Source organism: Variovorax sp. HW608 (genome assembly GCF_900090195.1).
GTDB lineage: Bacteria > Pseudomonadota > Gammaproteobacteria > Burkholderiales > Burkholderiaceae_C > Variovorax.
Genome location: NZ_LT607803.1, coordinates 2604962 through 2628199 on the forward strand (window position 1 = coordinate 2604962; position 23238 = coordinate 2628199).

Annotated in this window: 22 protein-coding genes; 12 read left to right on the forward strand and 10 right to left on the reverse strand. The window is 68.8% G+C overall.

The window, feature by feature from the left end:
* The first annotated feature begins 2 nt into the window (after nt 1-2).
* Together VAR608DRAFT_RS12230 and VAR608DRAFT_RS12235 are read left to right on the forward strand one after the other, a co-directional pair.
* Nucleotides 3-1760, forward strand: coding sequence for an FAD-dependent oxidoreductase (locus VAR608DRAFT_RS12230; protein WP_088954305.1), 1758 nt, complete (start codon nt 3-5; stop codon nt 1758-1760).
* Nucleotides 1757-2113: an NIPSNAP family protein gene (locus tag VAR608DRAFT_RS12235; RefSeq protein WP_088954306.1), complete on the forward strand. Its 357-nt coding sequence runs from the start codon at nt 1757-1759 to the stop codon at nt 2111-2113. The genes VAR608DRAFT_RS12230 and VAR608DRAFT_RS12235 overlap by 4 nt, the downstream gene beginning before the upstream one ends.
* Here the strand turns inward: VAR608DRAFT_RS12235 and VAR608DRAFT_RS12240 are convergent.
* From VAR608DRAFT_RS12240 to VAR608DRAFT_RS12270, 7 genes are read right to left on the reverse strand one after another with little or no spacing between them, the layout of a single operon-like run.
* A complete protein-coding gene (locus tag VAR608DRAFT_RS12240; protein ID WP_088954307.1) occupies nt 2091-3689 on the reverse strand; it encodes an acyl CoA:acetate/3-ketoacid CoA transferase in 1599 nt (532 codons plus the stop codon). The genes VAR608DRAFT_RS12235 and VAR608DRAFT_RS12240 overlap by 23 nt on opposite strands.
* A gap of 10 nt (nt 3690-3699) precedes the next feature.
* Entirely contained in the window at nt 3700-4860 is a 1161-nt protein-coding gene (locus VAR608DRAFT_RS12245) for an acyl-CoA dehydrogenase family protein (protein ID WP_088954308.1), read from the reverse strand.
* Between the two features lie 10 nt (nt 4861-4870).
* Nucleotides 4871-5686 carry a sugar phosphate isomerase/epimerase family protein gene (locus VAR608DRAFT_RS12250; RefSeq protein ID WP_088954309.1) on the reverse strand — a complete coding sequence of 272 codons (816 nt, stop codon included), beginning with the start codon at nt 5684-5686 and terminating at the stop codon, nt 4871-4873.
* A gap of 10 nt (nt 5687-5696) precedes the next feature.
* The gene (locus tag VAR608DRAFT_RS12255; protein WP_088954310.1) at nt 5697-6323 is read right to left on the reverse strand and encodes an NIPSNAP family protein; all 627 of its coding nucleotides are present in this window, start codon (nt 6321-6323) and stop codon (nt 5697-5699) included.
* Nucleotides 6308-8119: an FAD-dependent oxidoreductase gene (locus VAR608DRAFT_RS12260; protein ID WP_088954311.1), complete on the reverse strand. Its 1812-nt coding sequence runs from the start codon at nt 8117-8119 to the stop codon at nt 6308-6310. Before VAR608DRAFT_RS12260 ends, VAR608DRAFT_RS12255 begins: the two co-directional genes overlap by 16 nt.
* A 14-nt stretch (nt 8120-8133) precedes the next feature.
* The gene (locus VAR608DRAFT_RS12265; protein WP_088954312.1) at nt 8134-8964 is read right to left on the reverse strand and encodes an IclR family transcriptional regulator; all 831 of its coding nucleotides are present in this window, start codon (nt 8962-8964) and stop codon (nt 8134-8136) included.
* Nucleotides 8961-10040 (reverse strand): Gfo/Idh/MocA family oxidoreductase, encoded by a 1080-nt coding sequence (locus VAR608DRAFT_RS12270; protein WP_088954313.1) that lies wholly within the window; start codon nt 10038-10040, stop codon nt 8961-8963. The genes VAR608DRAFT_RS12265 and VAR608DRAFT_RS12270 overlap by 4 nt, the downstream gene beginning before the upstream one ends.
* Nucleotides 10041-10176: 136 nt before the next feature.
* Between VAR608DRAFT_RS12270 and VAR608DRAFT_RS12275 the strand changes: the two genes are divergently transcribed.
* A complete protein-coding gene (locus VAR608DRAFT_RS12275) occupies nt 10177-10977 on the forward strand; it encodes a shikimate dehydrogenase family protein (RefSeq protein WP_088954314.1) in 801 nt (266 codons plus the stop codon).
* A gap of 1 nt (nt 10978) precedes the next feature.
* Nucleotides 10979-12751 carry an FAD-dependent oxidoreductase gene (locus VAR608DRAFT_RS12280; RefSeq protein WP_088954315.1) on the forward strand — a complete coding sequence of 591 codons (1773 nt, stop codon included), beginning with the start codon at nt 10979-10981 and terminating at the stop codon, nt 12749-12751.
* A gap of 188 nt (nt 12752-12939) precedes the next feature.
* On the opposite strand, the gene ltrA is transcribed toward VAR608DRAFT_RS12280, so the two are convergent.
* Nucleotides 12940-14448, reverse strand: coding sequence for a group II intron reverse transcriptase/maturase (gene ltrA, locus VAR608DRAFT_RS12285; protein ID WP_231973458.1), 1509 nt, complete (start codon nt 14446-14448; stop codon nt 12940-12942).
* 520 nt (nt 14449-14968) lie between these two features.
* Between ltrA and VAR608DRAFT_RS12290 the strand changes: the two genes are divergently transcribed.
* The 8 genes from VAR608DRAFT_RS12290 (at nt 14969) to VAR608DRAFT_RS12325 (ending at nt 21572) form a co-directional block, all read left to right on the forward strand.
* Complete coding sequence (locus VAR608DRAFT_RS12290) at nt 14969-15772, forward strand: SDR family NAD(P)-dependent oxidoreductase (RefSeq protein WP_088954316.1); 804 nt, start codon at nt 14969-14971, stop codon at nt 15770-15772.
* A 20-nt stretch (nt 15773-15792) separates the two neighbouring features.
* Nucleotides 15793-16644: a branched-chain amino acid ABC transporter permease gene (locus VAR608DRAFT_RS12295; RefSeq protein WP_088954317.1), complete on the forward strand. Its 852-nt coding sequence runs from the start codon at nt 15793-15795 to the stop codon at nt 16642-16644.
* Nucleotides 16645-16674: 30 nt separating this feature from the next.
* A complete protein-coding gene (locus VAR608DRAFT_RS12300) occupies nt 16675-17655 on the forward strand; it encodes a branched-chain amino acid ABC transporter permease (protein ID WP_088954318.1) in 981 nt (326 codons plus the stop codon).
* Between the two features lie 21 nt (nt 17656-17676).
* Nucleotides 17677-18396 (forward strand): ABC transporter ATP-binding protein, encoded by a 720-nt coding sequence (locus VAR608DRAFT_RS12305; RefSeq protein WP_088954319.1) that lies wholly within the window; start codon nt 17677-17679, stop codon nt 18394-18396.
* Nucleotides 18396-19100 (forward strand): ABC transporter ATP-binding protein, encoded by a 705-nt coding sequence (locus tag VAR608DRAFT_RS12310; RefSeq protein ID WP_088954320.1) that lies wholly within the window; start codon nt 18396-18398, stop codon nt 19098-19100. Before VAR608DRAFT_RS12305 ends, VAR608DRAFT_RS12310 begins: the two co-directional genes overlap by 1 nt.
* 69 nt (nt 19101-19169) lie before the next feature.
* Nucleotides 19170-20372: an ABC transporter substrate-binding protein gene (locus VAR608DRAFT_RS12315; RefSeq protein ID WP_088954321.1), complete on the forward strand. Its 1203-nt coding sequence runs from the start codon at nt 19170-19172 to the stop codon at nt 20370-20372.
* Nucleotides 20373-20385: 13 nt separating this feature from the next.
* Entirely contained in the window at nt 20386-21294 is a 909-nt protein-coding gene (locus VAR608DRAFT_RS12320; protein WP_088954322.1) for an NAD-dependent epimerase/dehydratase family protein, read from the forward strand.
* Nucleotides 21291-21572: an SDR family NAD(P)-dependent oxidoreductase gene (locus VAR608DRAFT_RS12325; protein ID WP_088954323.1), complete on the forward strand. Its 282-nt coding sequence runs from the start codon at nt 21291-21293 to the stop codon at nt 21570-21572. Before VAR608DRAFT_RS12320 ends, VAR608DRAFT_RS12325 begins: the two co-directional genes overlap by 4 nt.
* 12 nt (nt 21573-21584) lie before the next feature.
* On the opposite strand, the gene VAR608DRAFT_RS12330 is transcribed toward VAR608DRAFT_RS12325, so the two are convergent.
* Together VAR608DRAFT_RS12330 and VAR608DRAFT_RS12335 are read right to left on the reverse strand one after the other, a co-directional pair.
* The gene (locus VAR608DRAFT_RS12330; RefSeq protein WP_231973460.1) at nt 21585-22022 is read right to left on the reverse strand and encodes a Zn-ribbon domain-containing OB-fold protein; all 438 of its coding nucleotides are present in this window, start codon (nt 22020-22022) and stop codon (nt 21585-21587) included.
* Between the two features lie 15 nt (nt 22023-22037).
* Nucleotides 22038-23219, reverse strand: a complete 1182-nt coding sequence (locus VAR608DRAFT_RS12335) for a thiolase C-terminal domain-containing protein (protein WP_088954325.1) — start codon at nt 23217-23219, stop codon at nt 22038-22040.
* Nucleotides 23220-23238: the final 19 nt, after the last annotated feature.

A 23238-nucleotide genomic window follows, 5' to 3' on the forward strand; every position in this document is an offset into this window, starting at 1 on the left:
GAATGACCCACGAACGCGAATGCGACCTGCTGGTGGTCGGTTCCGGCGCGGCCGGCCTGGCCTGCGCGATCACCGCGAAGAAGCGCGGACTCGACGTGATGGTGATCGAGAAGGAACCCGTCTTCGGCGGCACCACGGCCCTTTCGGGCGGTGTGCTGTGGATTCCGCTGGCGCCGCACGGCCGCAAGCAGAATCCCGCCGACACGCGCGAAGCGGTGCGCGAATACCTCATGCGGGAGACGGGCCGCTTCTTCGATGCGGCGACGGTCGATACCTTCCTCGACAACGGGCCGAAGATGGTCGAGTTCTTCGAGCGCGAGACCGAGATGAAATTCGTGCAGACGCTTTATCCCGACTATCACTGCGACGAACCCGGCGGCGCGCAGATCGGCCGTTCGATCCTCGCGGCGCCGTACGACATCCGCGGTCTCGGCAAGGACATGAAGCGCCTGAAGCCGCCACTCGCGACCATCACCTTCATCGGGATGATGTTCAACTCGTCGAACGCGGACCTCAAGCACTTCTTCCGCGTGACGAAGTCGCTCACCTCCTTCCTCTATGTCGCGCGCCGGCTGGCCACGCACCTGAAGGAGCTGCTGCTCTATCGCCGCGGCATCAACGTCACGAGCGGCAATGCGCTCGCGGCGCGGCTGGCCAAGTCGGCGCTCGACCTCGGCATCCCGATCGAGACCGGGGCGCCCGCGCGCAGGGTGCTGATGGAAGACGGCCGCGCGGTCGGCCTGCAGGTCGAAGGGCCCGGCGGCATGCGCAACATTCGCGCACGGCACGGCGTGGTGCTCGCCTGCGGCGGCTTCCCGCATGACGTGCGGCGCATCGCCAAGGCCTATCCGCACGTGGCACGGGGCGGCGAACACCTGTCGCCCACGCCGGTCGGCAACACCGGCGACGGTGTCGCGATGGCAGAAGCTGCCGGCGGCACGGCGGACATCCGTTTCGCAGACAGCGCAGCCTGGATGCCGGTGTCGCGCGTGCCCTACGCTAACGGCGAGTTCGGCGTGTTCCCCCATCTGCTCGACCGCTACAAGCCCGGCGTCATCGGCGTGCTCAAGAACGGCAAGCGCTTCACCAACGAATCGAACTCCTACCACGACGTCGGCGCGGCGATGATCCGCGCTTGTGCCGACCAGAAGGAAACAGCGATGTGGCTGGTGGTCGACAAGACCGCGCTCGCGAAGTACGGCCTCGGCTACGTGAAGCCTGCGCCGATGCCGGTCGGACCGCATCTGCGCAGCGGCTACCTGATCAAGGGCCGCACGCTGGCCGAGCTCGCGCAGCGCGCCGGCATCGATCCGGCGGGACTGGAAGCGACCGTGCGAGCCTACAACGCGGGCGGCGCCGCGCAAGGCAAGGACCCCGCCTTCGACCGCGGCCGCAGCGCGTTCAACCGCTACCTGGCGGACCCGGAACACCGGCCCAACCCCTGCGTGGCGCCGATCCAGACCGGGCCGTTCTATGCGGTGAAGGTGGTGATGGGCGACCTCGGCACCTTCGACGGCATCCGCACGAGCCCGGTCGGCGAAGTGCTCAGGCAGGGCGGCTCGCCGATCGCCGGCCTCTATGCCGTCGGCAACGACCGCGCCAGTATGATGGGCGGCAACTATCCGGGCGCCGGGATCACGCATGGCCCGAACATGACCTTTGCGTACGTCACTGCCAACCACGTCGCGGACCTGGCCGCGAAGCCCACGGCAGCGGCACCAGTGACCCCGCCCGCACGCCAACTGGAGCCCGTCGCATGAACCTCATCGCAAGACCCTTCGTGGACCATCGCGTCTACACCATCGCACTGCGCAAGATGCCGGAATTCCTCGACGTCTTCGACCGGCTCGCGATGCCCATCCTGATGCAGACGCTCGGCCATCCGCTCGGCTTCTACACGAGCTTCGTCGGCCCCCAGAACCAGTTCGTCCACCTGTGGGCCTACGAGAGCCTGGCCGACTACGAAGCGCGCTGCCGGGCCCGCGACACGCATCCGGATTTTCCGGCCTACCTGCAGGCCTCGGCGCACCTGATCACCGCGCAGGAGACGCGGCTCGTTCGTGCCGCGGATCTCCCGAGCGTGAGAAGCCTCATTCCACAGCAACAGCGCTGAAGAAGCGCGCCGGCATCACAGCGAGCTGCTTCGCGATGCGGGGCGCGAAGCCCATTTCGGCGAGCACGTCGCGCGTGAGATCGATGCCGGGCGCGATCTCGAAGATTTCCACGCCCTCGGGCCCGAGCCGGAAGCTCGCGCGTTCGGTGAGATAGAGCACTTCCTGGCCGCGAACGATCGACTGCGGGCCGCTGAAGGTGATCTGGTCCACACGCCGCACCAGCTTCTTCACGGCGCCCTGCTGCATCACCCGCATCCGGCCGTCGCCGGTGGCGAGCTTCACGCCCTTCGCCGCGAAGGTGCCGCAGAACACCACCTTGCGCGCGTTCTGCGCGATGTCGATGAAGCCGCCCGGCCCGACCGTGAAGCCGCCGAGGCGCGACACGTTGACGCTACCTTCCTCGTCGAACTCGCCGAAGCCGAGGAAGGCGATGTCGAGCCCGCCGCCGGCGTAGAAGTCGAACTGCGTCGCGGCGTCCAGCATCGCGCTGGCATTGCGCGCATAGCCGAACAGCTCGCCATCCATCAGGAGGCCGCCGTAGGTGCCGTGCTCGATGGTCTGGTAGATGCGGCCGCTGTCGCCGCGCAGCGCGACGAGCCGCGCCACCGCGTCGGGCACGCCGACGCCGTAGTTGACGACCGGGCGCTGCTTGCCGGTGTTCAACAGCTCCTCGGCGGCGCGGCGCGCCACGGCCTGGCGCTCGCCGAAGGCCTCGGCGGCCCCGGCCTTCTCCATCGCGTGGTCCGTGGCTTCGCTGTCAAGGCGCGCGGCGCCGGTGAGTTCGCCGGAGAACGCCGGATCGAACGGAATCGCGTAGCTCGTGGCCTGCGCGGGATCGACCACGATCGCATCGACCCAGGCCGCCGGAATGCGCACCTCGCGCGCCTTCAGCGAGCCGTTGGGCACCCGCTCCTTGACCTGCACGATCACCTTGCCGCCGCTGTTGCGCGCCGCGAGCGCGAGCGATTGCGCGTCGAGGTTGGCGGCCTCGTGCTCGAAGCTGATGTTGCCGTCCTCGTCGGCCGCACTTGCGCGCACCAGCGCGACATGGATCGGGAAGGGCTTGTAGCGCAGGTATTCGCGGCCATCCATCTGCACCACTTCGGCCAGGTCTTCGCGCGCCGATGCATTCATGCGACCGCCGCCCTGGCGCGGGTCGCACACGGTGCCGAGGCCGACGTGCGTGAAAAGCCCCGGCCTGCCGGCGCCGATCTCGCGCATGAGCTGGCTCGACACGCCACCGGGCAGGATGTAGGCCTCGATCTTCTCTTCCTCGGCCAGGCGCTGCATCGCGGGCGACCAGACCCAGTGGCCGCCGATCACGCGCTTCACGAGGCCCTCGTGCGCGAAGCAGTTCATGCCCTTGGTCTTCTTGTCGCCGATGCCCAGTGCGTGCATCACGGTGAGTCCGCGCGGCGACCGCGTTTCGAGGTAACGCGCCTGCACGGCCTCGAAGAGATGCGTGGCTTCCATCAGGCCACCGCCGCCGCCCATCAGCCCGACCGTGTCGCCGTCGCGCATCAACGCGGCGGCCTCACGGGCGGTCATGAACTTGCCGCTGTTCGAATTCGTCATCGCTGCGCTCCTAGCGATGGAGATCGAAGAGCGAGGCGCCCTTCTTCATGACGCTCTTGGCGATCACGCCGCGATGGATCTCGCTGGTGCCGTCGAAGATGCGGTAGATGCGCGCGTCACGGTAGTAGCGCTCGATCGGCAGCTCCTTGCAGAAGCCCATGCCGCCGAAGACCTGCACCGCGCGATCGACCACGCGGCCCAGCGTCTCCGCCGCATGCACCTTGACCATCGCGATCTGCTCGCGCGCATCGAGGCCCTGGTCGAGCATCCAAGCGGCGTGATAGACCATCCAGCGCGCGGCGTTGATCTCGATCACGCTGTCGGCCAGCATCTGCTGCACCATCTGGAAGTCGCCGATCCGCTGGCCGAACTGCTGGCGGTCGTTGGCGTAGGCCGTCATCAGTTCGAGCACATGGCTCGCCTTGCCGACGGCGCGCGCGCCGACCTGCGCGAGGCGCACCACGTTGAGCGCCCCCATCGCGAGCTTGAAGCCCTGCCCGCGCTCGCCAAGCAGCGCCGCGTCCTCGAGCTGCACGTTGTCGAAGAAGAGCTCCAGGTGCGGCGTGCCGCGGATGCCCATCATCTTCTGGTCCTTGCCGACGCTGAAGCCCGCGAGGCCCTTGTCGACCATGAACATCGAGATCTCCTTCTCGCCGGTCCTGGCCGAGACGAGGAAGAAGTCGCTCCATTCGCCGTCGCTGATGAAGTGCTTGCCGCCGTTGAGAACCCAGCCGGTGTCGGTCTTCTTCGCGTGCGTGCGGATGCCGGCCGCGTCCGATCCGGCGCCGGGCTCGGTGATCGCGATCGCGCAGGTGCGCCGGCCGGCGACCGAAGGTTCGAGCCATCGCGCGACCTGCTCGCCACGGCAGTGCAGCAGCGGCTCGTAGACGTTGCCGAAGGCGCGGCGGATCAGGTAGTCGCTGGTGTGGCCGAACTGCTCTTCGCACAGGATGCGGTCGAGGTTCGACAACCCGCCGCCGCCGAATTCGGCCGGCATGTTGAGCGCGTAGAGGCCCAGCGCCTTCGACTTCTCGTGGATCGTGGCGGCGGTGTCGCGATCGATCTGGCCGTCGTTCTCGAGCCGTTCCTCCAGCGGGCGAAGCTCCTCGGCGATGAAGCGCCGCACGGTGTCGATCATCATCTTCTGCTCGTCGTTGAGCGCGAAATCCATGTTTTGTCTCCTAGAAATAACGGCGGCTCGCCGCCAGGCACTGGCGGGCCCATTCGGCGGGGTCCATGGCGCGCATGCGCTCGAGGTGCACCACCTCGATGCTCACCGGCAGGTCGGCCGGCAGCGCCGCGAACAGGCCGGCAAGGTCGATGTCGCCTTCGCCGGGCTGCAGGCGGGCGCAGCGCGCGGTGTGGATCATTTCTTCCACCGTGAAGTCGCGGCCCTGCCGCGCGCGACCCGGCGCGTCGCAGATCTGCGCGTAGTGCAGCAACTGGCGCGGCAACGCACGGATGTCCTCGAGCGTGGTGGCCGAACGATCGAAGTGCAGCGCGTCGACCAGGATGCCGGCGTTGGGCGGCATGCCGGCGGCCTCGATGACCGAGAGCGCGGCGCGTGCGTGCGGCACGGCTGTCCAGGGCATGAATTCGAGGTCGGCCGTCATGCCGTAGGGCTTCATCAGCTCGCACAGGCGCGCGTAGCCGTCGGCGAGGCGCGTTGCATTCGTGTCGTCGCCCGCCACGAGCACGGCGCGTGCGCCGAGCGCCGCGCCCGCATCCAGCAGCGGCCGAAAGGCGAGCGGCTCGAAGCCCTCGTTGATGCGGATGATCTCCAGGTCGAAGACGCCGACGCCGGTATCGCGCAGCAGCGCCACGGTTTCGAGCAGCACCTCGGGTCGGCCGATCAGATGCTGCTGCGGCGCACCGGGCGCATTGGGCAAGAGGCGCAGGCCCACGTGCGCATAGCCGAGCCGGGCGGCGATGCGCACCGCCTCGGGCGGCGTCGCGTCGCACGCGGTGAGATACGCCATCGAAAGAACACGGGACATCGAGGTCTCCTTATTTCAGTGGCGAGACTGCCGTCGGCAGCGCGATCGTGGAAACCATCTCGGTCGTGAGCCATGCCGGTCCGCCCTTCGGCGGCCAGATGCCCTGGGCGACCGCATCGGCGCGTGCCTTGCTGCGCGCGTCCAACGAGGGATAGGCCCAGATGTTGGTGAAGCGCGGCGCGCCGTCGAGCGCGACCATCGCGATGACGCAGGGCGACAGCTTCTCGCGCGCCGGCAGGTACTCGGCCCACAGCTCGCTGGTCTTGCTCACGCCGCCGGGCTGGATGCCGTAGGTGCGGATTTCGTAGACCGGTCCGGCGATGCCGGACTCGGCGCTCGGCCGCACCGGCTGCATCCAGTCGAAGGCGCGGTAGCTCGCGAGTTCGAGCCGCAGGTAGTGCTCGCCGCAGCCGAAGGGGCTCGGGCTGGCGAGGGTGCGCTGTCGCGCGGCATCGAGCGCCGAACGGTCTTCGAAGCCGCGCAGCACGATCATCTGGTTCAGCACACCGATGTCGCTGGTCCAGCAGGCCAGCAGTTCGCCGCCTGCGCCGGGTGCGCTCGCGAAGGCATGCACCTGCTGCGCGGCCTGCGCGGCGGTGCCGAAGGGCAAGGTCAGGGTGGCTATCTCGTAGTACATGCGATGGGTTCCTCGAAGAGTGGTTCTGGCGTGGAGACGGTGGGGGATGGGCACGCCACGCCGGCGGCGTCGTGCGCGGCGATCCAGGCGAAGGTCATGGCGGGGCCGAGCGTGATGCCGCCGCTCGGGTAGTGGCCGCCCATCACGCTGGCCATGTCGTTGCCGGCCGCGTAGAGGCCTGCGATCGGAGCGCCCTGCCGGTCGAGCACGCGCGCGTTCGCGTCGACGCGCAATCCGGCGAAGGTGCCGAGGCTGCCGGCGACGACCCGCACGGCGTAGAAGGGCCCGCGCTCGATCGCCGCCATGCACGGATTCGCGAGACCGGGGCGCGCTTCGCCCTGCACGCGGTTGTAGGGCGTCTCGCCTTTTGCGAAATCCGCGTCGCGACCGAGCCGGGCCTGCGCGTTATAGCGTTCGACCGTGCCGGCCAGGCCGTCCGGGTCGATGCCGCAGGCCGCTGCGAGCTCGGCCAGGGAGCGGCCTTGCTTGAGATAGCCGTTCGCCAGCATGCGGCGATGAGGGATCGGCGCCGGCTTGACGGCGCCGAGGCCGAAGCGGCGGATGAACGCGGCATCGCAGATCAGCCAGGCCTCGACCGGCTCGCCGGCCGGCGTGGCGGCGAGCAGTCCGCGCATGAAGTCGTAGTACGAATCGGCCTCGTTGACGAAGCGGCGCCCATCGCGGCGGACCGCGATCAGCCCCGGCTTGGCGCGTTCGATGAGGTGCGGGAAGTGCGCGACCGAGCCGTCCGCGCGCGGCACCAGCGACACCGGCGCGAGCGCGGCGGCCTGCGCGAGATCATCGGCGACGAGTCCGCCGACCGACTCCCCGAGGCGCAGTCCATCCCCCGTGTTGCCGCGCGAGGCAGCCGACCAGTGCTCACGGCCCGTGGGTGCGTGGGGCAGCAGCGCCTTCAGGCGTTCGGTGTCATGCGGAAAGCCACCGCATGCGAGGACCACGCCGCGCGAGGCTTCGATGCGCACGCGCCCCGCGGGCGACTCGACCACCGCGCCGACCACGCGCTCGCCGCGACGCAACAGGCGGCCTGCCGCATGATCGACCAGGACCTGCACGCCGGCCTCGAACGCCGATGCCGCGAGCGCGCCGGTGAGCGCATTGCCGTTGACCAGCCGCAGCCCGCGTCCATGCAGCAGGCGATCGCGGGCATGGGCCGCGAGCCGTTTCGCGACGTACCAGGCGGAACGCGGCGAGGTGCTGGCATCGAGGAAATGCCGCAGCTCGCGCCCGGAGGCGATGCCCATGCCCCAGAGCGTGGTTTCGGGCAACGGCGGCTTGATCTGGTGGAGGTGTTTGCCGAGCCGACGGGCGTCGAACGGCGCGGCGCAGACCGAGCGCCCGCCGGTCGATGCATCGGGCGTGCGCCCATGGAAATCGGGAATCGCATTGCCGTCGATGAACTGCAGGGCCGTGTGGCGCTGGAAGAAATCCACCATGCGCGGGCCGTTGTCGAGATAGGCCCGGGCGCGCGCCTCGTCGAACTGCGCGCCGAGTTCATGGCGCAGATAGGCCAGCGGCCGTGCCGCGTCCTCCTCGATGCCCGCCGCGCGGGCCAGCGGATTGCGCGGGATCCACATCCAGCCGCCGGACCACGCGGTGGTTCCGCCGAGCTGGGATTCCTTTTCCACGACGATGACCGAGAGGCCCAGGTGCGCGGCAGTGACCGCGGCGGCGAGGCCTCCGGCGCCGGAACCGACGACGAGCAGATCGCACGCAAGTGTGGCCGAAGAGGCCGAAGTTGGGGGCGAGGGATCGTGGGGCTCTGCGTCGTCGGGCATCGTCGGAAGTGCCGCTAGGCGGCGTAGATCGGCAATCGGCCGGATTGGCGTCCGCCGTTGCCGGCGTGGGCGCCCTGGAAGAAGGGCGAGGTGCCGCTCGCAGCGGCCATCTGCTCGCAGATCGCGAGCAGTTCGGGCGCGAGCGCGTGCATGCGTTCCTCGGTGAAGCGCACCGTGGGGCCGGCGATCGTGATGACGCCGATCGGCGGCCGGTTGCCGAGGCGCACCGGCGCGGCCATCGCGTTGAGGCCGGCGGTGAAGGTTTCGACGGTCACGCTGTAGCCGCGCTCGCGCGCGGCATGCACCATGGCCATCATTTCCTGCATGGTGCGCGGCGCGTTGGGCCCGTATTCCTCGGGCTGGCCGATGCCCTGGCGGGAGGCGAGCGTCATCGCCTCGTCGTCGCTCAAGCCGGCCATCCATGCGAGGCCCGACGAGGAGCACGACAGCCGCGCATCGCTGCCCATATCGGGGTCGTAGCGCAGGCCCTGCCGCGCGCCCTGTGCGCGCGCGACCCATGTCAGGCGCTCGCCGTCGACCACCGACAGGCGCACGAGCTCGCCCGAGATCTCGGCCAGGCGGTCGAGCAGCGGCTGCGAGAAGTCCACGATGCCGCTCTGGCTCAGGAACGACAGGCCGACCGACACCAGCTTGGTGGTCAGCATGTAGTCGCCGTGGTCGCGCAGCTGGCGCACGTAGCCGACCCGGATCAGGTCGTTCAGCAGCCGGTGCGCCGCGCTGCGCGGCATGTTGAGCCGGTCGGCGACGGCTGCGAGTTCGAGGCCTTCTCCGTGCTGGGACAGCAGTTCGAGAATGCCCAGGGTTCTTTCCATGACGCCGCTCATGATTCGTTCCTTCCTTCGTTGACGGGAAGGACCAGCGTATCCGATGCGCGGGGCGCCCTGGCCGCGGCATCGAGCACCGCGCGGGTCGCGGCCAGCGTGCGCAGGCCGTCGAGCGCGCTGCACAGGGAAACGGTTTCGCGGCCCTCGACGAGGTCGGCGAAATGCGCGAGCTGCCGCTCGTACGGATCGCCCTGGTGCACCACGCGCTGTTCGCGCGTGAGCTCTTCGTGCCAGCCGCGTGCGCCCGCGTAGTGCCACAGCGCGAGGTCGGGCAGCGAGAGCGAGCCGTGCGTGCCGGCGATGAAGTGCGACTGCACGGCCTGGCGCGGATAGGCGGGCGATTCGCCGGCACAGAAGTCCCAGCACCAGGGGGCCGCGACGGCATCCGAGACGATCACGGTGCCGATCGCGCCGCCGCTGAATCGCAGCACGGCCGCGGCGCTGTCCTCGACCTCGAAGCCGCGCACGGCGTGGCTGCCCTCCGCCTGCACCGATTCGATCTCGCCGACCAGGAAGCGCAGCAGGTCGATGTCGTGGATGAGGTTGATCAGCACCGGGCCGCCGCCGGGCTGGCGGCGCCATGCCGTCTCGAAGTAGCTGTCGGGCTTGAGGAAGGTCGCGAGCGCGTTGACCGCGACGACGCGGCCCAGGCGGCCGGCGGCCACGATCTCGCGTGCACGCCGGATCACCGGGTTGTGACGGCGGTGGTGGCCGACCAGCACCGGCACGCGGTGCCGGGCCTCCGCCAGGACGAGGCGCTCTGCATCGGCCACGGTGTCGGCCACCGGCTTCTCGACCAGCACGGCGACGCCTTCGGCGAGGCAATCGAGCGCGATCGATACGTGGGTCGCATTCGGCGTCGCCACGATCGCGCCGGCCGGGCGCGCGGCTTCGAGCAGCGCGCGGTGATCCGCGAACCAGGGCACGCCCGCCGCCTGCGCCGCGGCGCGGCCGGCTTCCGTCGGGTCGGCGATCGCCGCGAGCGACACCCGATCGCTGCGCTGCAGCCGATCGAGATGCGTGCGGCCGATGGCGCCGGCGCCGAACAGGGCGATGGGGGTCTTGCGATGGTTCATGTTTGTCTCCGGCCAGATTCTAGATATTTTCGGAATCAAATTCAATACTTGAATCCTATTCCAGTTTTCGCTACGATCATGCCATCGACCCGCGCAAGCCATGCGGATGCGCACAGGACCAAGGAGACAGATCGAGATGTCGGAACAGCTTTTGTTGAACGGTGCGACCCGCGTCCACTACATCGTGGGCGACCCGATCGCGCAGGTGAAATCGCCGGGCGACGTGAGCCGCGCCTTCGCCGCGCGCGGGCTCAATGCCATGGTGATGCCCGCCCACGTGGCCCCGGCGGCGCTCGCGCGCTGGCTGGAGGGTGTCTCGCTGGCGCAGAACGTGGATGGCGTCATCGTGACCGTGCCCCACAAGTTCGCATGCTTCGCGCTCTGTGGCAGTGCTTCCGAGCGCGCGCGCTTCCTGGGCGCGGTGAACACGATGCGCCGCAACCCCGATGGCAGCTGGCACGGCGACATGTTCGACGGCCTCGGCTACGTCGCTGCGCTGCGCGATCGCGAGTGCGAGCCGGCCGGCCGCAAGGCGCTGCTGGTCGGTGCCGGCGGCGCGGGCTCGGCGATCGCCCATGCGCTGGTGATGGCCGGCGTGGCCTCGCTCGCGATCCATGACGGCGACACCGCGCGCCGCGATGCGCTCGTCGCGCGCCTCGCGGGTCTCGATCGATGCCCGGTGGCCGCCGGCACCAGCGACCCGACGGGCTTCGATCTGGTCATCAATGCCTCGCCGGCCGGCATGAAGGAAGGCGACCCGTATCCGGTCGACATCGAAGGCCTCGATCCGAAGACCTTCGTCGGCTGCGTGATCACCGCGCCCGCCATCTCGCCGCTGATCGCGGCCGCGCGCGCCAAGGGCTGCGGCACCGCGACCGGCGCCGACATGTTCGCCCGGGTGCGCGACCTGATGGTCGACTTCCTCGTGGAGCAATGACATGCATCGCATCCAGACCCTCGCTTCCCTGCCGCAGGACGCACCGTTCGACGTCGTGGTGATCGGCGCCGGCGGCGCCGGCATGGCCACCGCGCTGTTCGCGGCGCTCGAAGGCCGGAAGGTGCTGCTCGTCGAGCGCACATCGCATGTCGGCGGCACCACCGCGCTGTCCGCCGGCACGACCTGGGTCCCCGGCACGCGCCTCGGCGCCGGCGTGAATCCGCGGGACACGATCGCCGAGGCAGGCCGCTACCTCGACAACGCGATCGGCGCCCGTACATCCGCCGAGCTGCGGCAGGCCTTTCTCGACCATGGCGCCGAAGCCATCGAAGCGCTGGAAGCGAAGACCGATGTCAGGTTCCGCGCCTGCCCGAGGCATCCCGACTACATCTCGGACCTCGGCGGCTCCACCGTCAACGGCCGGGCACTCGAACCGATGCCGTTCGACGGTCGCCTGCTGGGCGAGCTGTTCCCGCTCGTGCGCCCGCCGATCCCCGAATTCACCGTGCTCGGCGGCATGATGGTCGACCGCACCGACATCAACCACCTGCTGGGCATGTCGCGGTCCGTCGCCTCGCTGCGGCACTCGGCCAGGATCCTGGGGCGCCACGCCGTCGACCGCCTGCGCCATGCACGCGGCACCCGCCTCGTGATGGGCAATGCGCTCGTTGCCAGACTGCTGTATTCGCTCGCGCAACGCGACGAGGTCAGCCTCGCGCTCGACACCAACGTCGAACGGATCGAGCGGGCCGAGGACGGCATCGACTCGATCGTCCTGAAACAGGGCGACGCGCGGCGCACGGTGCGCGTGCGGGGCGGCGTCGTGCTGGCCAGCGGCGGCTTCAACCGCGATCCCGCGCGCCGCGCGGCGATGCTGCCGGGCGTCGACATCCAGTGGTGCCCCGGCGCTCCCGGCCACACCGGCGAAGCGCATCCGCTGGCGGAAGCCGTGGGCGCGCGCTACGGCGAAGGCGCGATGAGCCCCGCCTTCTGGGCGCCCGTCTCCCGGCGCCGTCGCGCCGACGGCAGCACCGGCGTGTTCCCTCATTTCGTGATGGACCGCGCCAAGCCCGGCATGCTCACGGTGAACCGGGCCGGCGAGCGCTTCGTCAACGAAAGCACCTCGTACCACCTGTTCGGCCTGGCGATGCAGAAGCTGCAGCAGGGCGGCCAGAACAGCGTGCCGGCCTTTCTCGTCTGCGACGCCGATGCATTGCGCAAGTACGGCATCGGCATGGTCCGCCCCGGCGCAAAGGGCCTCGCACCCTACCTCGCCGACGGTTACCTGGTGCGCGGCGAGACCATCGAATCGCTGGCGCAGGCGCTTGCCATCGACCCCGTGAAGCTCGCGCAAACCGCGCGGCGCTTCAACGCGAATGCCAGCCAGGGCATCGATCCCGACTTCCACAGGGGCAGCACCGTCTACTCGCAGAACATCGGCGACGCGAGCTGGCCGGGGCCCAATCCCTGCCTCGGCCCGCTCACTCGAGGCCCGTTCTACGCAGTGCGGCTCTATCCGGGCGACATCGGCGCCGCCGCCGGCTTCGCGACCGATGCGAACGCGCGCGCGCTCGACGCGGCCGGCGCGCCGATCGAAGGGCTCTACGCCGTGGGCAACGACATGCACTCGATCATGGGCGGCGTCTACACCGCGCCCGGCATCACGATCGGGCCCGGCATCGTGTTCGCACGGCTTGCCGCGCGCCACGCCGCGGCACGGGCGGCGCGAAACGCAGCGCGCGCGGAGCCGGCCGAAGCCCTAGGGAAAACCTGATCGGCCGCGCACGAATTGTCCGGGTGTCGGCCTGAATCGTCGACGCACGCGACAAGCCCCTCGCCAACAATCCCGCCATGGGTGCGACGCGCGCCAATCACCGCGCAGACCGCATGGCAATTGAGGAAAGAGTCAGAGTAGGAATGTCAGTCACCCAACACCCCCTCCACAGATCCGTACGTGCGGAGCTACCGCATACGGCTCCTGCCTTGGGTCATGACGATCAGACGCTGGTTCGGGTAGGGGTGGCAGATGTTCGGGACAGGCAGCCAGTGCGCCATCAAGCGATACATGCGTCGCCAAGGCAGGTCGTGGCTCTGGCTGCGGCGGCACAGCGTGCGATGCCACAGCCCGACGACCTGATGGCGGAATGTCCTCAGCCGCGCGCCGTTGCACGGCACGCCGAAGTAGCGCGCATGCCCAGTCACCACCGCCCGCAGGTACTGGCCCTGCTCCGGGATGGGTTGGTGCATGCGCCTTCTGAGTTCGAGCTTGATCACCTGCAGCTTGGCTCGCAGGCGTTTGGCACTGGTGAGTCGCAGGACCATGAACTTGCCCTTTCGGGTCGTCCCGCAGCAATGCGTGAACCCCAGGAAGTCGAAGGTCTGCGGCTTGCCTTGTCCCTTGCGGCGTCGGTTCTCGTGGGCGAAGCGCCCGAACTCGATCAGCCGCGTCTTCTCGGGATGCAGCTTCAACCCGAACTGGCCCAGCCGCTCGGCCACCGCGCGCTGGAAGCGCTCGGCGTCATCACGGAACTGGAACCCCGCAACCCAATCGTCGGCGTAGCGCACGACGATCACGTCACCCCGGGCATGGCGCCCCCTCCACTGCTTCACCCACAGGTCCAACGCATAGTGCAGGTAGATGTTGGCCAGCAGCGGACTGATGCTCCCGCCCTGAACCGTCCCCAACTCACCTTGCGTGAGCCTGCCGTCCTCCAGCACGCCCGCGTGCAGCCATTTCTTGATCAGCCGCACCACGCGCGTGTCAGCCACGCGATGTTCGATGAACTTCACCAGCCAGTCCCTTTCGATCGTGTCGAAGAACTTGGCGATGTCCGCATCGAGTATCCAGTTCACCTTCCTTGCGCCCACACCCACCGCCACGGCATCCAGCGCGTTGTGCGCGCTGCGCCCGGGCCTGAAGCCGTAGCTGAACCCGAGGAAGTCCTGCTCGTAGATGGCGTTCAACACTTCGACCGTGGCACGCTGGACGAGCTTGTCCTCCAGCGCCGGCACGCCCAGCGGGCGCTTGCTGCCGTCGGCCTTGTCGATGTACACCCTCTTCACAGGCTGGGGCCGGTAGCCCCCTCGGGCCAGCCGCTCGGACAACTCCAGGAGATTGCCCTCCAGGTCCTGTCCGTACGTCTGCCAGGTCTGGCCGTCCACCCCGGCGGCCGCGTCGCGCTTGAGCGCGAGGTAAGCCGCCCGCAGGCGTTCGACCGCGTAGATGTGATGCAGCAGTCCCGTGAACCTCGCATCACGACGGCCCTTTGCCGTCTGTCGTATGCCATCGAGCGCGGTTCCCATGTCATAGACCCGCACCGATCTGCGGGACATGCGCGCCGCGATGGCATTTCCCTTGGCCTGCCGCCTTCCCTCCACCACCTCCGCCGCCGCAGGAGCTTCCCCCGCAGCCTTGTTCGGCAGCTTCTTCGGTACTACGCAGCAGTCCGACTTCCCGCGCCTGTGGCTCATCGTCGTACGCCCTTGGGCTTCACGATGCGCTCTGCAGCCAGCGCTTCCCAGCGCTGCGCAGAAGGACGCGGGATCTCCCGGTTCCCGAACAAAGTGCTTGCGTGCGTGCTCGGGGTCTTTGACCGCGCGGGGTCCGCCTCTGCCTCGCCAATGCGGCAGCGACGGTGTGACCTTCGGCATTCTCCTACTGCCTCGGCACCCCGGACCACCCGCAGCTGTCGCCACGGGGCATGTATTACGCGGCTCGATACCCGGCCCGCTCGTCCCCCTATCAACGCTTCGCCCACACCCTCGCGGATGTGCACGCATGACTCGGGGCCGCCGTAGCTGGCTAAGCCTTCAACGTATGAAACTTTCATTCACAACACTTTGCCGGTTTTGACCGGCGCACAGGAGACAAGACATGCAACAGACAGCGGACCACGAGAGCCCGCGGCGCCGCGAACGGCACATCGCCGCAGCCGCGCACGATGCCGGATTCAGCCGGACACCGCCGACGCGCCGCAGGGTCGCCTGAGCCATGGCCAACGCATCCACCCACGCGCTCACCGCGCTGGTGACCGGCGCCGCCGACGGCATCGGCTGGGCCACCGCGGAGCGCTTCGCCGCTGCCGGCTGGCGCGTCGCCTTGCTCGACCTGCGCGAAGACGCCGCGCAGGCGCGCGCGGCCGCACTCGGCGTCGGTCACATCGCCATCGCCGGCGATGTCACCGATGCCACGAGCGTCCGCGCCGCCGTGACATGCGTCGTCGAGCGATTCGGCCGCATCGACGCGCTCGTCAACAACGCCGGCATCAGCGAACAGAACGCGCCGACGCTCGCGCAGACGCCCGAGGGCTTCGACCGCGTGCTGGCAGTCAACCTCAAAGGCACGTTCCTCATGACGCAGGCGGTGCTCGGCACGATGCGCTCGCAGGCGCGCGACGCACGTGGCCAGCGCGGCGCGATCGTCAACCTCGGCTCGATCGCGAGCCTGGCGGGCATCCCGGGCCGCAACGCCTACAGCGCCGCCAAGGCCGGCGTGCTCGGCATGACGCGCGCACTCGCGAGCGAATGGGCGCGCGAGGGCATCCGCGTCAATGCCGTGGCGCCCGGCTACGTGCGCACCGCACTGGTGGACGACCTGGTGCGGCGCGGCGCGATCGATGCGCACGCCATCGCTTCGCGCACGCCGCTGGGCCGCATGGCCGAACCGGCGGAGATCGCCGAAGCGATCTTCTTCCTTTCATCGCCGGCTTCCAGCTATGTCACCGGCGCCACCTTGTCGGCGGACGGCGGCTGGACCGCATTCGGCGCGCCCACCGGCGCACTTTCCGACATCTGACTCGCAAGGAGACAAGGACGATGCTCACCATCAACCTCTTCAACGGCCTCGTTTACGGCGCGCTGCTGATCGTCATGTGCTCGGGGCTCGCGCTGATCTACGGCCTGCGGCGCGTGGTCAACTTCGCGCACGGCTCGCTCTACATGCTGGGCGCCTACCTGGGCTACTCGATCGCGCTGCACAGCAATTTCTGGGTCGCGCTGGTTGCCGCACCCGCGGTGATGGCGCTGCTCGGCGTGATGCTCGACCGCTACGGCTTCCGGCTGCTGCAGGACCGCGATCCGCTCACGGTGGTGCTGGTCACCTTCGGCCTGCTGCTCGTGATCGAGGACTTGGTGCAGACCGTCTGGGGCAAGAGCAACCTGACGGTCGAGGTGCCCCCTGCCCTCGCGATGTCGATCGACTTTCTCGGCACGCCGCTGCCCGCTTACCGCATCGGCGTGATCGTCGTCGGCGCGCTGGTCGCGCTCGGCCTCACGCTGTGGCTGCGCCATTCGAAGGTGGGGCTCTTCGTGCGCGCCGCGAGCACCGATCCCACGACGACCGCGATGCAGGGCGTGAACACCGACCTGCTCAGCGCCGGCGTGGTCGGCCTCGGCACCGCGCTCGCGGGGCTGGCCGGCGTGGTGGCGGCGCCCTTCCTCTCGCTCACGCCGTCGATGAGCAGCGACGTGATCATCGATTCCTTCGTCGTCGTGGTCGTCGGCGGCCTCGGCTCGCTGGCCGGCGCCTTCGTCGCGGCGATGGCGCTCGGAATGATCCAGGCGCTCGGCGCGGTCTACGTGCCCGATTTCTCCGCCATCCTGCCGTTCGTGATCATGGTCGCCGTGCTGATCTGGAAGCCTTCCGGCTTCGCAGGCAGCCGTACCTGAGCCCGCCTCCCCACTCCCTGGAGCTTTCACATGAACATCATTCGGATGGGGCTCGGTGCGTCCGGCGCCCTCGCTGCGGGCGCCGCCGCGGCCACGCTGGTCGGATCAGGCACCGTGCTCTCGCTGCTCACGCAGGCCGTGATCTATGCCGTCTTCGCCATGGGCGTGGGCCTCTTGCTGCGGCAGAACGGCATGGTGAGCTTCGGCCACGCGCTCTTCTTCGGGGTCTCCGGCTATTCGATGGGGATCCTCCTCGAACTCGGACTGATGCCGGCCGAACTCGCGATCGCGGCCACGCTGCTCGGCATCGCGGTCATCGCGTTCATCGTCGGGCTGGTGATCGTGCGGGTTCCAGGCGTCGCCTTCAGCATGCTCACATTGGCGATCGGTCAGATGGCCTTCCTGAGCGCATCGCGCGCCCGCGGCCTGACGGGCGGCGCCGACGGCATGAACATCAACTGGCCGCAGAGCCTGTTCGGCCTTTCGCAGTCGCAGCTGCACCAGCCGGCCGTGCTGTTCATGGTGTGCTGGACCGTGCTCGTGCTCGTCACGCTTGCGCTCGCGCTGCTGCTGCGCAGCCGCTTCGGCAGCCTGACCGAGGCGGTGCGCGACAACGAGGAGCGCGCTCGCTTCATCGGCGTGCGCACGTTGCTGCCGCGCGCCGCGATCTATGCGCTGTCGGCGCTCGTGACCAGCCTCGGCGGCGTGCTGTCGGCGCTGAACACCGGCTTCGTCTCGCCCGAGAGCCTGCACTGGAGCGTGTCGGGCGTCGCGCTGATGATGGTCGTCGTCGGCGGCTACAAGGCCCTCTGGGGCCCGGCCCTCGGCGCCATCGTGTACTTCCTTTTTAAGGACGTGCTCGGCGACTACGCGAACCACTGGATGGCGATCTTCGGCATCGCGCTGATCACCGTCATCGTCTACTCGCCCACCGGCATCGCAGGCGTGCTGGACCGCCTCTTCAAGCCCCGCAAGATCTCGCCCGTCGCGCGCGCCGCGTCGGCCCACTGAGCCCCCTGAAGGAGACCGGCAATGTCCCCCTACGTACTCCAGGCCGACGACGTCGCGATCCACTACGGTGGCGTGAAGGCGGTCGACGGCGTCTCGCTCACGCTCGAACGCGGCCAGATCCGCGGCCTGATCGGGCCCAACGGCGCGGGCAAGTCCACCGTGATCGATGCGATCACCGGGCGCCGCCGCCTCACACGCGGCAAGGTGATGCTCGGCGGCGAGGATGTCACCGCCTGCGGCGTGGTCGAGCGCCGCGCGCGCGGGCTTTCGCGCAGCTTCCAGCGCACCAGCATCTTCGGCCAGATGAAGGTGCGGCGGCAGGTCGAGCTGGCCTCGCACCGCATGAACCCGAAGGACCACGAAGAAGATGCCCAGGCCGTGCTGCGCGAGCTCGACCTGCTGCATCGCGCCGACGACGTCGCGGACGACCTGGGCTACGGCGAACAGCGCCGGCTCGACCTCGCGCTCGCCCTCGTGGGCCGGCCGACGGTACTGCTGCTCGACGAACCGATGGCCGGCCTGTCGGCCAAGGAATCGCACGACCTCGCTGCTCACCTGAAGGCGCTGACCTCGCGCTGGAACGTGTCGGTGCTGCTGGTCGAGCACGACATGGACGTGGTGTTCGGCATCTCGGATGCCGTGACCGTCTTCGAACTCGGACGCGTGATCGCGCAAGGCGAGCCCGCCGCGGTGCGCGCCGATCCGCGCGTGCGCGAGGCCTATCTCGGGAGTGCAGCGTGATGAATCCCCTTCTCGAACTCGACAAGGTCGATGCCTGCTACGGCTCGGCCCACATCCTCCACAAGCTGAGCCTGAAGGTGAACGCAGGCGAGCGCGTCGCGCTGGTGGGCCGCAACGGCGTCGGCAAGACGACGGTGGTCAACACCATCCTGGGCCTGGCCAGCCTGCGCAGCGGCCGCGTCGCGCTGGGCGGGCAGGTGCTCGCGCGGCCGCGGCCCTACGTCGCGGCCCAGCACGGCGTGGTGGTGGTTCCGCAGGGGCGGCGCATCGTCGCCAATCTCAGCGTGGAAGAGAACCTGCTGCTGGGCGCCGCGGTCGGCCGCAAGGGCCCCTGGAGCGTGCCCGAGGTCTACAAGCTGTTCCCGATCCTCGCCGAGCGCGCGCATACGCCGGGCACCGCGCTCTCCGGCGGACAGCAGCAGATGCTCGCGGTCGGGCGCGCGCTGATGGCGAATCCCTCGCTGATCCTGCTCGACGAACCGACCGAAGGCCTCGCACCGGTGATCGTCGACCAGCTCGCCGACATCTTCAACCGGGTGGCGGACCAGGGCACCGCGCTCCTGCTGATCGAGCAGAACATGAGCCTCGTGGTGCGCGTCGCGCGCCGCTACTACGCGATGGCCAAGGGATCGGTGATCGCCCAGGGCCAGGTCGAGCCCTCGCGCGAGAGCCTGCATGACCTCGAGGCACACGTCATGGTTTGACCCCCGACGACTTCCGCACGGCCGCCGGACCGTCTTCGGCTTTGGACTTTGATTACCTAGGAGACTCGCATGTTTAATCGAAAGACTTCGCACTTCGCTCGCAACGCCATCGCGCTCGGCGCGCTTGCGGCCGTGATTCCGTTCGCCGCATTGGCGCAAGGCAAGGAGCCGGTCAAGGTCGGCCTCGTGTCGTCCAAGTCCGGCGTCTTCGCGCAACAGGGCGAGGAAGTCATGCGCGCCGTGAAGTTCGCGATCGACGAAGCCAATGCCCAGGGCGGCGTGGACGGACGCAAGGTCGAGTATGCCGAGGCCGACGACGAGGGCACGCCCGATGCGGGCCGGCGCGTGGCCGAGAAGCTCGCGCGCGACGGCAACAACCTGCTGATCGGCGCCATCCCCTCCTCGATCTCGCTGGCGATCGCGCAGAACCTCGACCGCTGGGACGCCGCCTACTTCGTGGTCGCGAGCAAGTCCGACAAGCTCACCGGCGACACCTGCCGGCCGCGCAGCTTCCGCACCAACCATTCGGATGCGATGGACATCGCGATGATCAACGAATGGGCCAAGGACCTGAAGGAGAAGAGCTTCGCGGTGCTCGCGGCCGATTACGTCTGGGGCCGCGACTCCGGCGAATCCTTCAAGAAGGCGGTCGAGGCGACCGGCAAGTCCGTCGCGCTGTCGCTGTACGTGCCCCTGGGCACCAAGGACTTCTCGCCCTACATCGCGCAGCTCAAGGCCGCCAACGTCGATGCGGTCTGGGTCGCAGAGACCGGCCGCGATGCGATCGCCTTCGTCAAGCAGGCCGAGGAGTTCGGCCTCATTCCGAAGACCAAGCTGATCGGCCATGCGCTGATCCAGAACTTCATGATCAACGCGACCGGCAAGGCGCTGGACGGCACGCCGGGCAACACCGCCTACACCGCCACCATCGACAACCCGCGCAACAAGGCCTTCGTCACGGCCTGGAAGGCCAAGTTCAACCGCCTGCCGACCGACAACGAAGGCCAGGCCTACAACGGCATGCAGGTGATGTTCGAGGGCGTGAAGAAGTCGGGCAGCGTGAAGCCGGCCGAACTCAGCAAGGCGCTGCGCGGCGCGCAGATCGACTCCATCTACGGCCCGGTGACCATGCGCGCCGCCGACAACCAGCTGCTGCTGCCCAACTACGTGGCCCGCGCCAAGCCGGTCGATGGCGCCATCGTGCCGGTGATCGAGCACACCTTCCCGCCGTCGCTGGTGCCCGCGCCGTCGCCGCTGTGCAAGATGAGCTGAGGCCGGTCGATCGATGAAGCAAGTGCTGATCACCGGAGGAGGCGGCTTTCTCGCCGCTTGGATCGCGCGCCGTCTCGCGGCGCGCGGAACGCGGCTGAGGCTGTTCGACGTTCCGGGCGCTCCAAGGACCGCGAGCGACATCGTCCTGCCGCGCCACGCATCGCAGCTCGATTGGAGGCAAGGCGACATCCGGAGTGCGGACGACGTGCGCGCTGCGATGGAAGGCTGCGACGCCGTGATCCATCTCGCCGGCGTGCTCACGCCGGCCTGCAGTGCGAATCCGGTGCGTGGCGCGGAGATCAACCTGATCGGCTCGCTTCACGTGTTCGACGCCGCGCGCGCGCAAGGTCTCTCGAAGGTCGTCTACGCGAGCTCGGCCGGCGTGTACGGGCCTGCGCATTCACGCCATCCGGAGCCTGCGACACACTACGGCGCGTTCAAGCTCGCGGTCGAAGGCGCGGCGCGCGCGTACTGGAACGAGCATCGCATCGCGAGCACGGGCTTCAGGCCCTTCGTGATCTACGGCCCGGGCCGCGAGACCGGCGTCAGCGCCGGCCCGAGCCTCGCGTGCCGCGCGGCCGTGCGCGGCATTCCCTACACAATCGGGTTCACGGGCGCATGCGGGCTGGTCTACGTCGACGATGTCGCGGAGGCTTTCGAAAACGCGCTCTTCGCGCCGGCCGAAGGCGCGAAGGTCTTCAACCTCGTAGGCGAGTTGCACACGATCGACGCGGTGATCGCCGAGATCCGGCGACAGGTGCCGGACGCCGACCTCCGCGCCGAAGGCCCACCGCTCACGATCGCCGCCGATGTGACCGAGGAAGGCCCGGACGAGCTGCTGGCGGCCGGCCGGCGAAGCACGCTGGCCGAAGGCATCGCCGCGACCCTCACCCATTACCGTTCGCTTGAGGAATCTGCATGACCGCGACGACCGCAAGCAGCAAGCGGCACGCACTCGTCACCGGTGCGCCCGGCGGCATCGGGCGCGGCATCTGCTTTGCACTGATCGAGCAGGCGCAGCGCGACGGCACCGGGATCCACGTGACCGCTGCGGCATCACGGCCGGGAGAAAGACTCGATCGGCTCGTCGATGAACTGCAGTCGGCGGGCGCGACCGCCGCCGGCGTCGCCGGCGACCTCACCGATCCGGCGGACGGCCGGGCCGGCCGGCGGTCGCTTAGGCCTCAAGACGGGCGATAGCTCGCGGCGGCGTCAATCGAGTTGCCACTGCAGCAGCGTGTAGGGCACCGGCGCGTCGGCGTGATGCTCGAAGCGCCCTGAGACGCGTGCGCCGATGGTGACCGGTTGCATCGGATCGCCCAGCAGGTTGCCGACCAGTCGGACGTGGCCTGCCTGCGGCAATTCGACCAGCACCGCAATGTAGGGGCAGCGCTCCTTCAATGCCGGATGGACCGGATGCCAGACGCGCTCCCAGCTGTAGATCACGCCCTCGGCAGGCACCTCCTCCCACGACGGATCGAACGCGTGGCAGTGGTGGCAAATGCATTCGGGCCCGAACTGCCAGGTGCCGCACTCCGCACAACGCTGCACACGCAGCTTCCCTTCGCGCAGACTGCTCCAGAAGGGCTCCGCGACGCCATCGGACTCGGCAACGGGAGCAGGCAGTCCTGCGGGCAAGTAGTGGTTCACGATCATCCTTCCGGCTCAAAGGGCAGCTTGCGACCCGAGAATCAAGTTGCTGGCCGGTGCCACCATGGGCCCGCCGATCACCAGCGCCACGTCGCCTCGTGCGGCCTGGTTCGACGAGGTCCCGCGCACCTGCCTGACCGCTTCCAGGACCAGCTCGAAGCCGTGCATGTAGCACTCCGCGAGGTTGCCCCCGCTGGTATTCAAGGGCAGCCGGCCCGTCGACGCGCGAAGGTTCTCCAGCGTCAGGAATTCATTGGCCTCGTCCGGCGAGAAGAAGCCGTGCTCGGCCAGGGCCATGACGACCCCGCCCGTGAAGTTCTCATAGCTTTGAACGGAACCCACGTCCGATGGGGAGACGCGCGCCATCCGATAGAGATCCTCGGCCACCGTCGTGAAATCCGCCGAGGCGTAGGCCGGCGAGTTGTGGGCATGCGCGCCGAATCGGGCGCTGGCGCCGGAGGCCGCGCCCAGGAGGTACACCGGCTTCTGCTTCAGGTCTTTCGCCCTTTGGGCGTCCATCAGCACCAGTGCCGCAGCCCCGTCGTTTTCCATGCAGCAATCGAAGAGATGGAATGGCTCGACGATCCAGCGCGATTCGTCATAGCGCTCTTCGTCGAGCGGCTTCCCGTGCATCACCGCGCGCGGGTTGTTCTGCGCATGGTGATACGAGGCCAGCGCGATCGCGCGCAGGGCCTCCTGGCGCACGCCGTGCTCGTGCATGTAGCGCATGACGCGCATGGCGAATCGCTGCGGCGGGGCGATCACGCCGTACGGCACCAGGTAGGACTTTTCGCCCGAGATCGTTCCCGAGGCGGTGTTCTGGCCGAAGCGGCCGAACTGCCCTTGCGCGAGCGAGCGGAACACGACGACGCAATCGGCCTGACCTGTTGCGATGGCGGCAGCGCCGTTCGCGACTGCGGCGCAGCAGCCGCCGCCACCGCCGCCCCATTGCATGAGGGAGGTCCTCAGCCGCGGGAGTCCGAGTGCGGTTGCCAGTCGGACCGCATCGCTGCGATCGTCGCTGTACGAGGAAAAGCCATCGATCTCCTTCGCACTGATGCCTGCATCCGCGCACGCGGCCAGGATCGCGCGCAACGCCAGCTTGAACTCCGGATCGGGCGATTGCCCATGCTTGAAATAGGCGGTCTCGCCGATGCCGACGACGGCCACCTGTCCGCGCAGCGTGCGCTCATTCATTGTTCGATTCTCCTGGGCG

Coding starts and splice junctions, on each gene's coding strand:
- ltrA (WP_231973458.1), bottom strand. CDS start 14,448: ATGAGCCACAGGCGCGGGAAGTCGGACTGCTGCGTAGTACCGAAGAAG.
- VAR608DRAFT_RS12295 (WP_088954317.1), top strand. CDS start 15,793: ATGCTCACCATCAACCTCTTCAACGGCCTCGTTTACGGCGCGCTGCTG.
- VAR608DRAFT_RS12310 (WP_088954320.1), top strand. CDS start 18,396: ATGAATCCCCTTCTCGAACTCGACAAGGTCGATGCCTGCTACGGCTCG.
- VAR608DRAFT_RS12275 (WP_088954314.1), top strand. CDS start 10,177: ATGTCGGAACAGCTTTTGTTGAACGGTGCGACCCGCGTCCACTACATC.
- VAR608DRAFT_RS12300 (WP_088954318.1), top strand. CDS start 16,675: ATGAACATCATTCGGATGGGGCTCGGTGCGTCCGGCGCCCTCGCTGCG.
- VAR608DRAFT_RS12255 (WP_088954310.1), bottom strand. CDS start 6,323: ATGTACTACGAGATAGCCACCCTGACCTTGCCCTTCGGCACCGCCGCG.
- VAR608DRAFT_RS12235 (WP_088954306.1), top strand. CDS start 1,757: ATGAACCTCATCGCAAGACCCTTCGTGGACCATCGCGTCTACACCATC.
- VAR608DRAFT_RS12320 (WP_088954322.1), top strand. CDS start 20,386: ATGAAGCAAGTGCTGATCACCGGAGGAGGCGGCTTTCTCGCCGCTTGG.
- VAR608DRAFT_RS12315 (WP_088954321.1), top strand. CDS start 19,170: ATGTTTAATCGAAAGACTTCGCACTTCGCTCGCAACGCCATCGCGCTC.
- VAR608DRAFT_RS12325 (WP_088954323.1), top strand. CDS start 21,291: ATGACCGCGACGACCGCAAGCAGCAAGCGGCACGCACTCGTCACCGGT.
- VAR608DRAFT_RS12290 (WP_088954316.1), top strand. CDS start 14,969: ATGGCCAACGCATCCACCCACGCGCTCACCGCGCTGGTGACCGGCGCC.
- VAR608DRAFT_RS12250 (WP_088954309.1), bottom strand. CDS start 5,686: ATGTCCCGTGTTCTTTCGATGGCGTATCTCACCGCGTGCGACGCGACG.
- VAR608DRAFT_RS12335 (WP_088954325.1), bottom strand. CDS start 23,219: ATGAATGAGCGCACGCTGCGCGGACAGGTGGCCGTCGTCGGCATCGGC.
- VAR608DRAFT_RS12270 (WP_088954313.1), bottom strand. CDS start 10,040: ATGAACCATCGCAAGACCCCCATCGCCCTGTTCGGCGCCGGCGCCATC.
- VAR608DRAFT_RS12260 (WP_088954311.1), bottom strand. CDS start 8,119: ATGCCCGACGACGCAGAGCCCCACGATCCCTCGCCCCCAACTTCGGCC.
- VAR608DRAFT_RS12245 (WP_088954308.1), bottom strand. CDS start 4,860: ATGGATTTCGCGCTCAACGACGAGCAGAAGATGATGATCGACACCGTG.
- VAR608DRAFT_RS12280 (WP_088954315.1), top strand. CDS start 10,979: ATGCATCGCATCCAGACCCTCGCTTCCCTGCCGCAGGACGCACCGTTC.
- VAR608DRAFT_RS12240 (WP_088954307.1), bottom strand. CDS start 3,689: ATGACGAATTCGAACAGCGGCAAGTTCATGACCGCCCGTGAGGCCGCC.
- VAR608DRAFT_RS12230 (WP_088954305.1), top strand. CDS start 3: ATGACCCACGAACGCGAATGCGACCTGCTGGTGGTCGGTTCCGGCGCG.
- VAR608DRAFT_RS12265 (WP_088954312.1), bottom strand. CDS start 8,964: ATGAGCGGCGTCATGGAAAGAACCCTGGGCATTCTCGAACTGCTGTCC.
- VAR608DRAFT_RS12305 (WP_088954319.1), top strand. CDS start 17,677: ATGTCCCCCTACGTACTCCAGGCCGACGACGTCGCGATCCACTACGGT.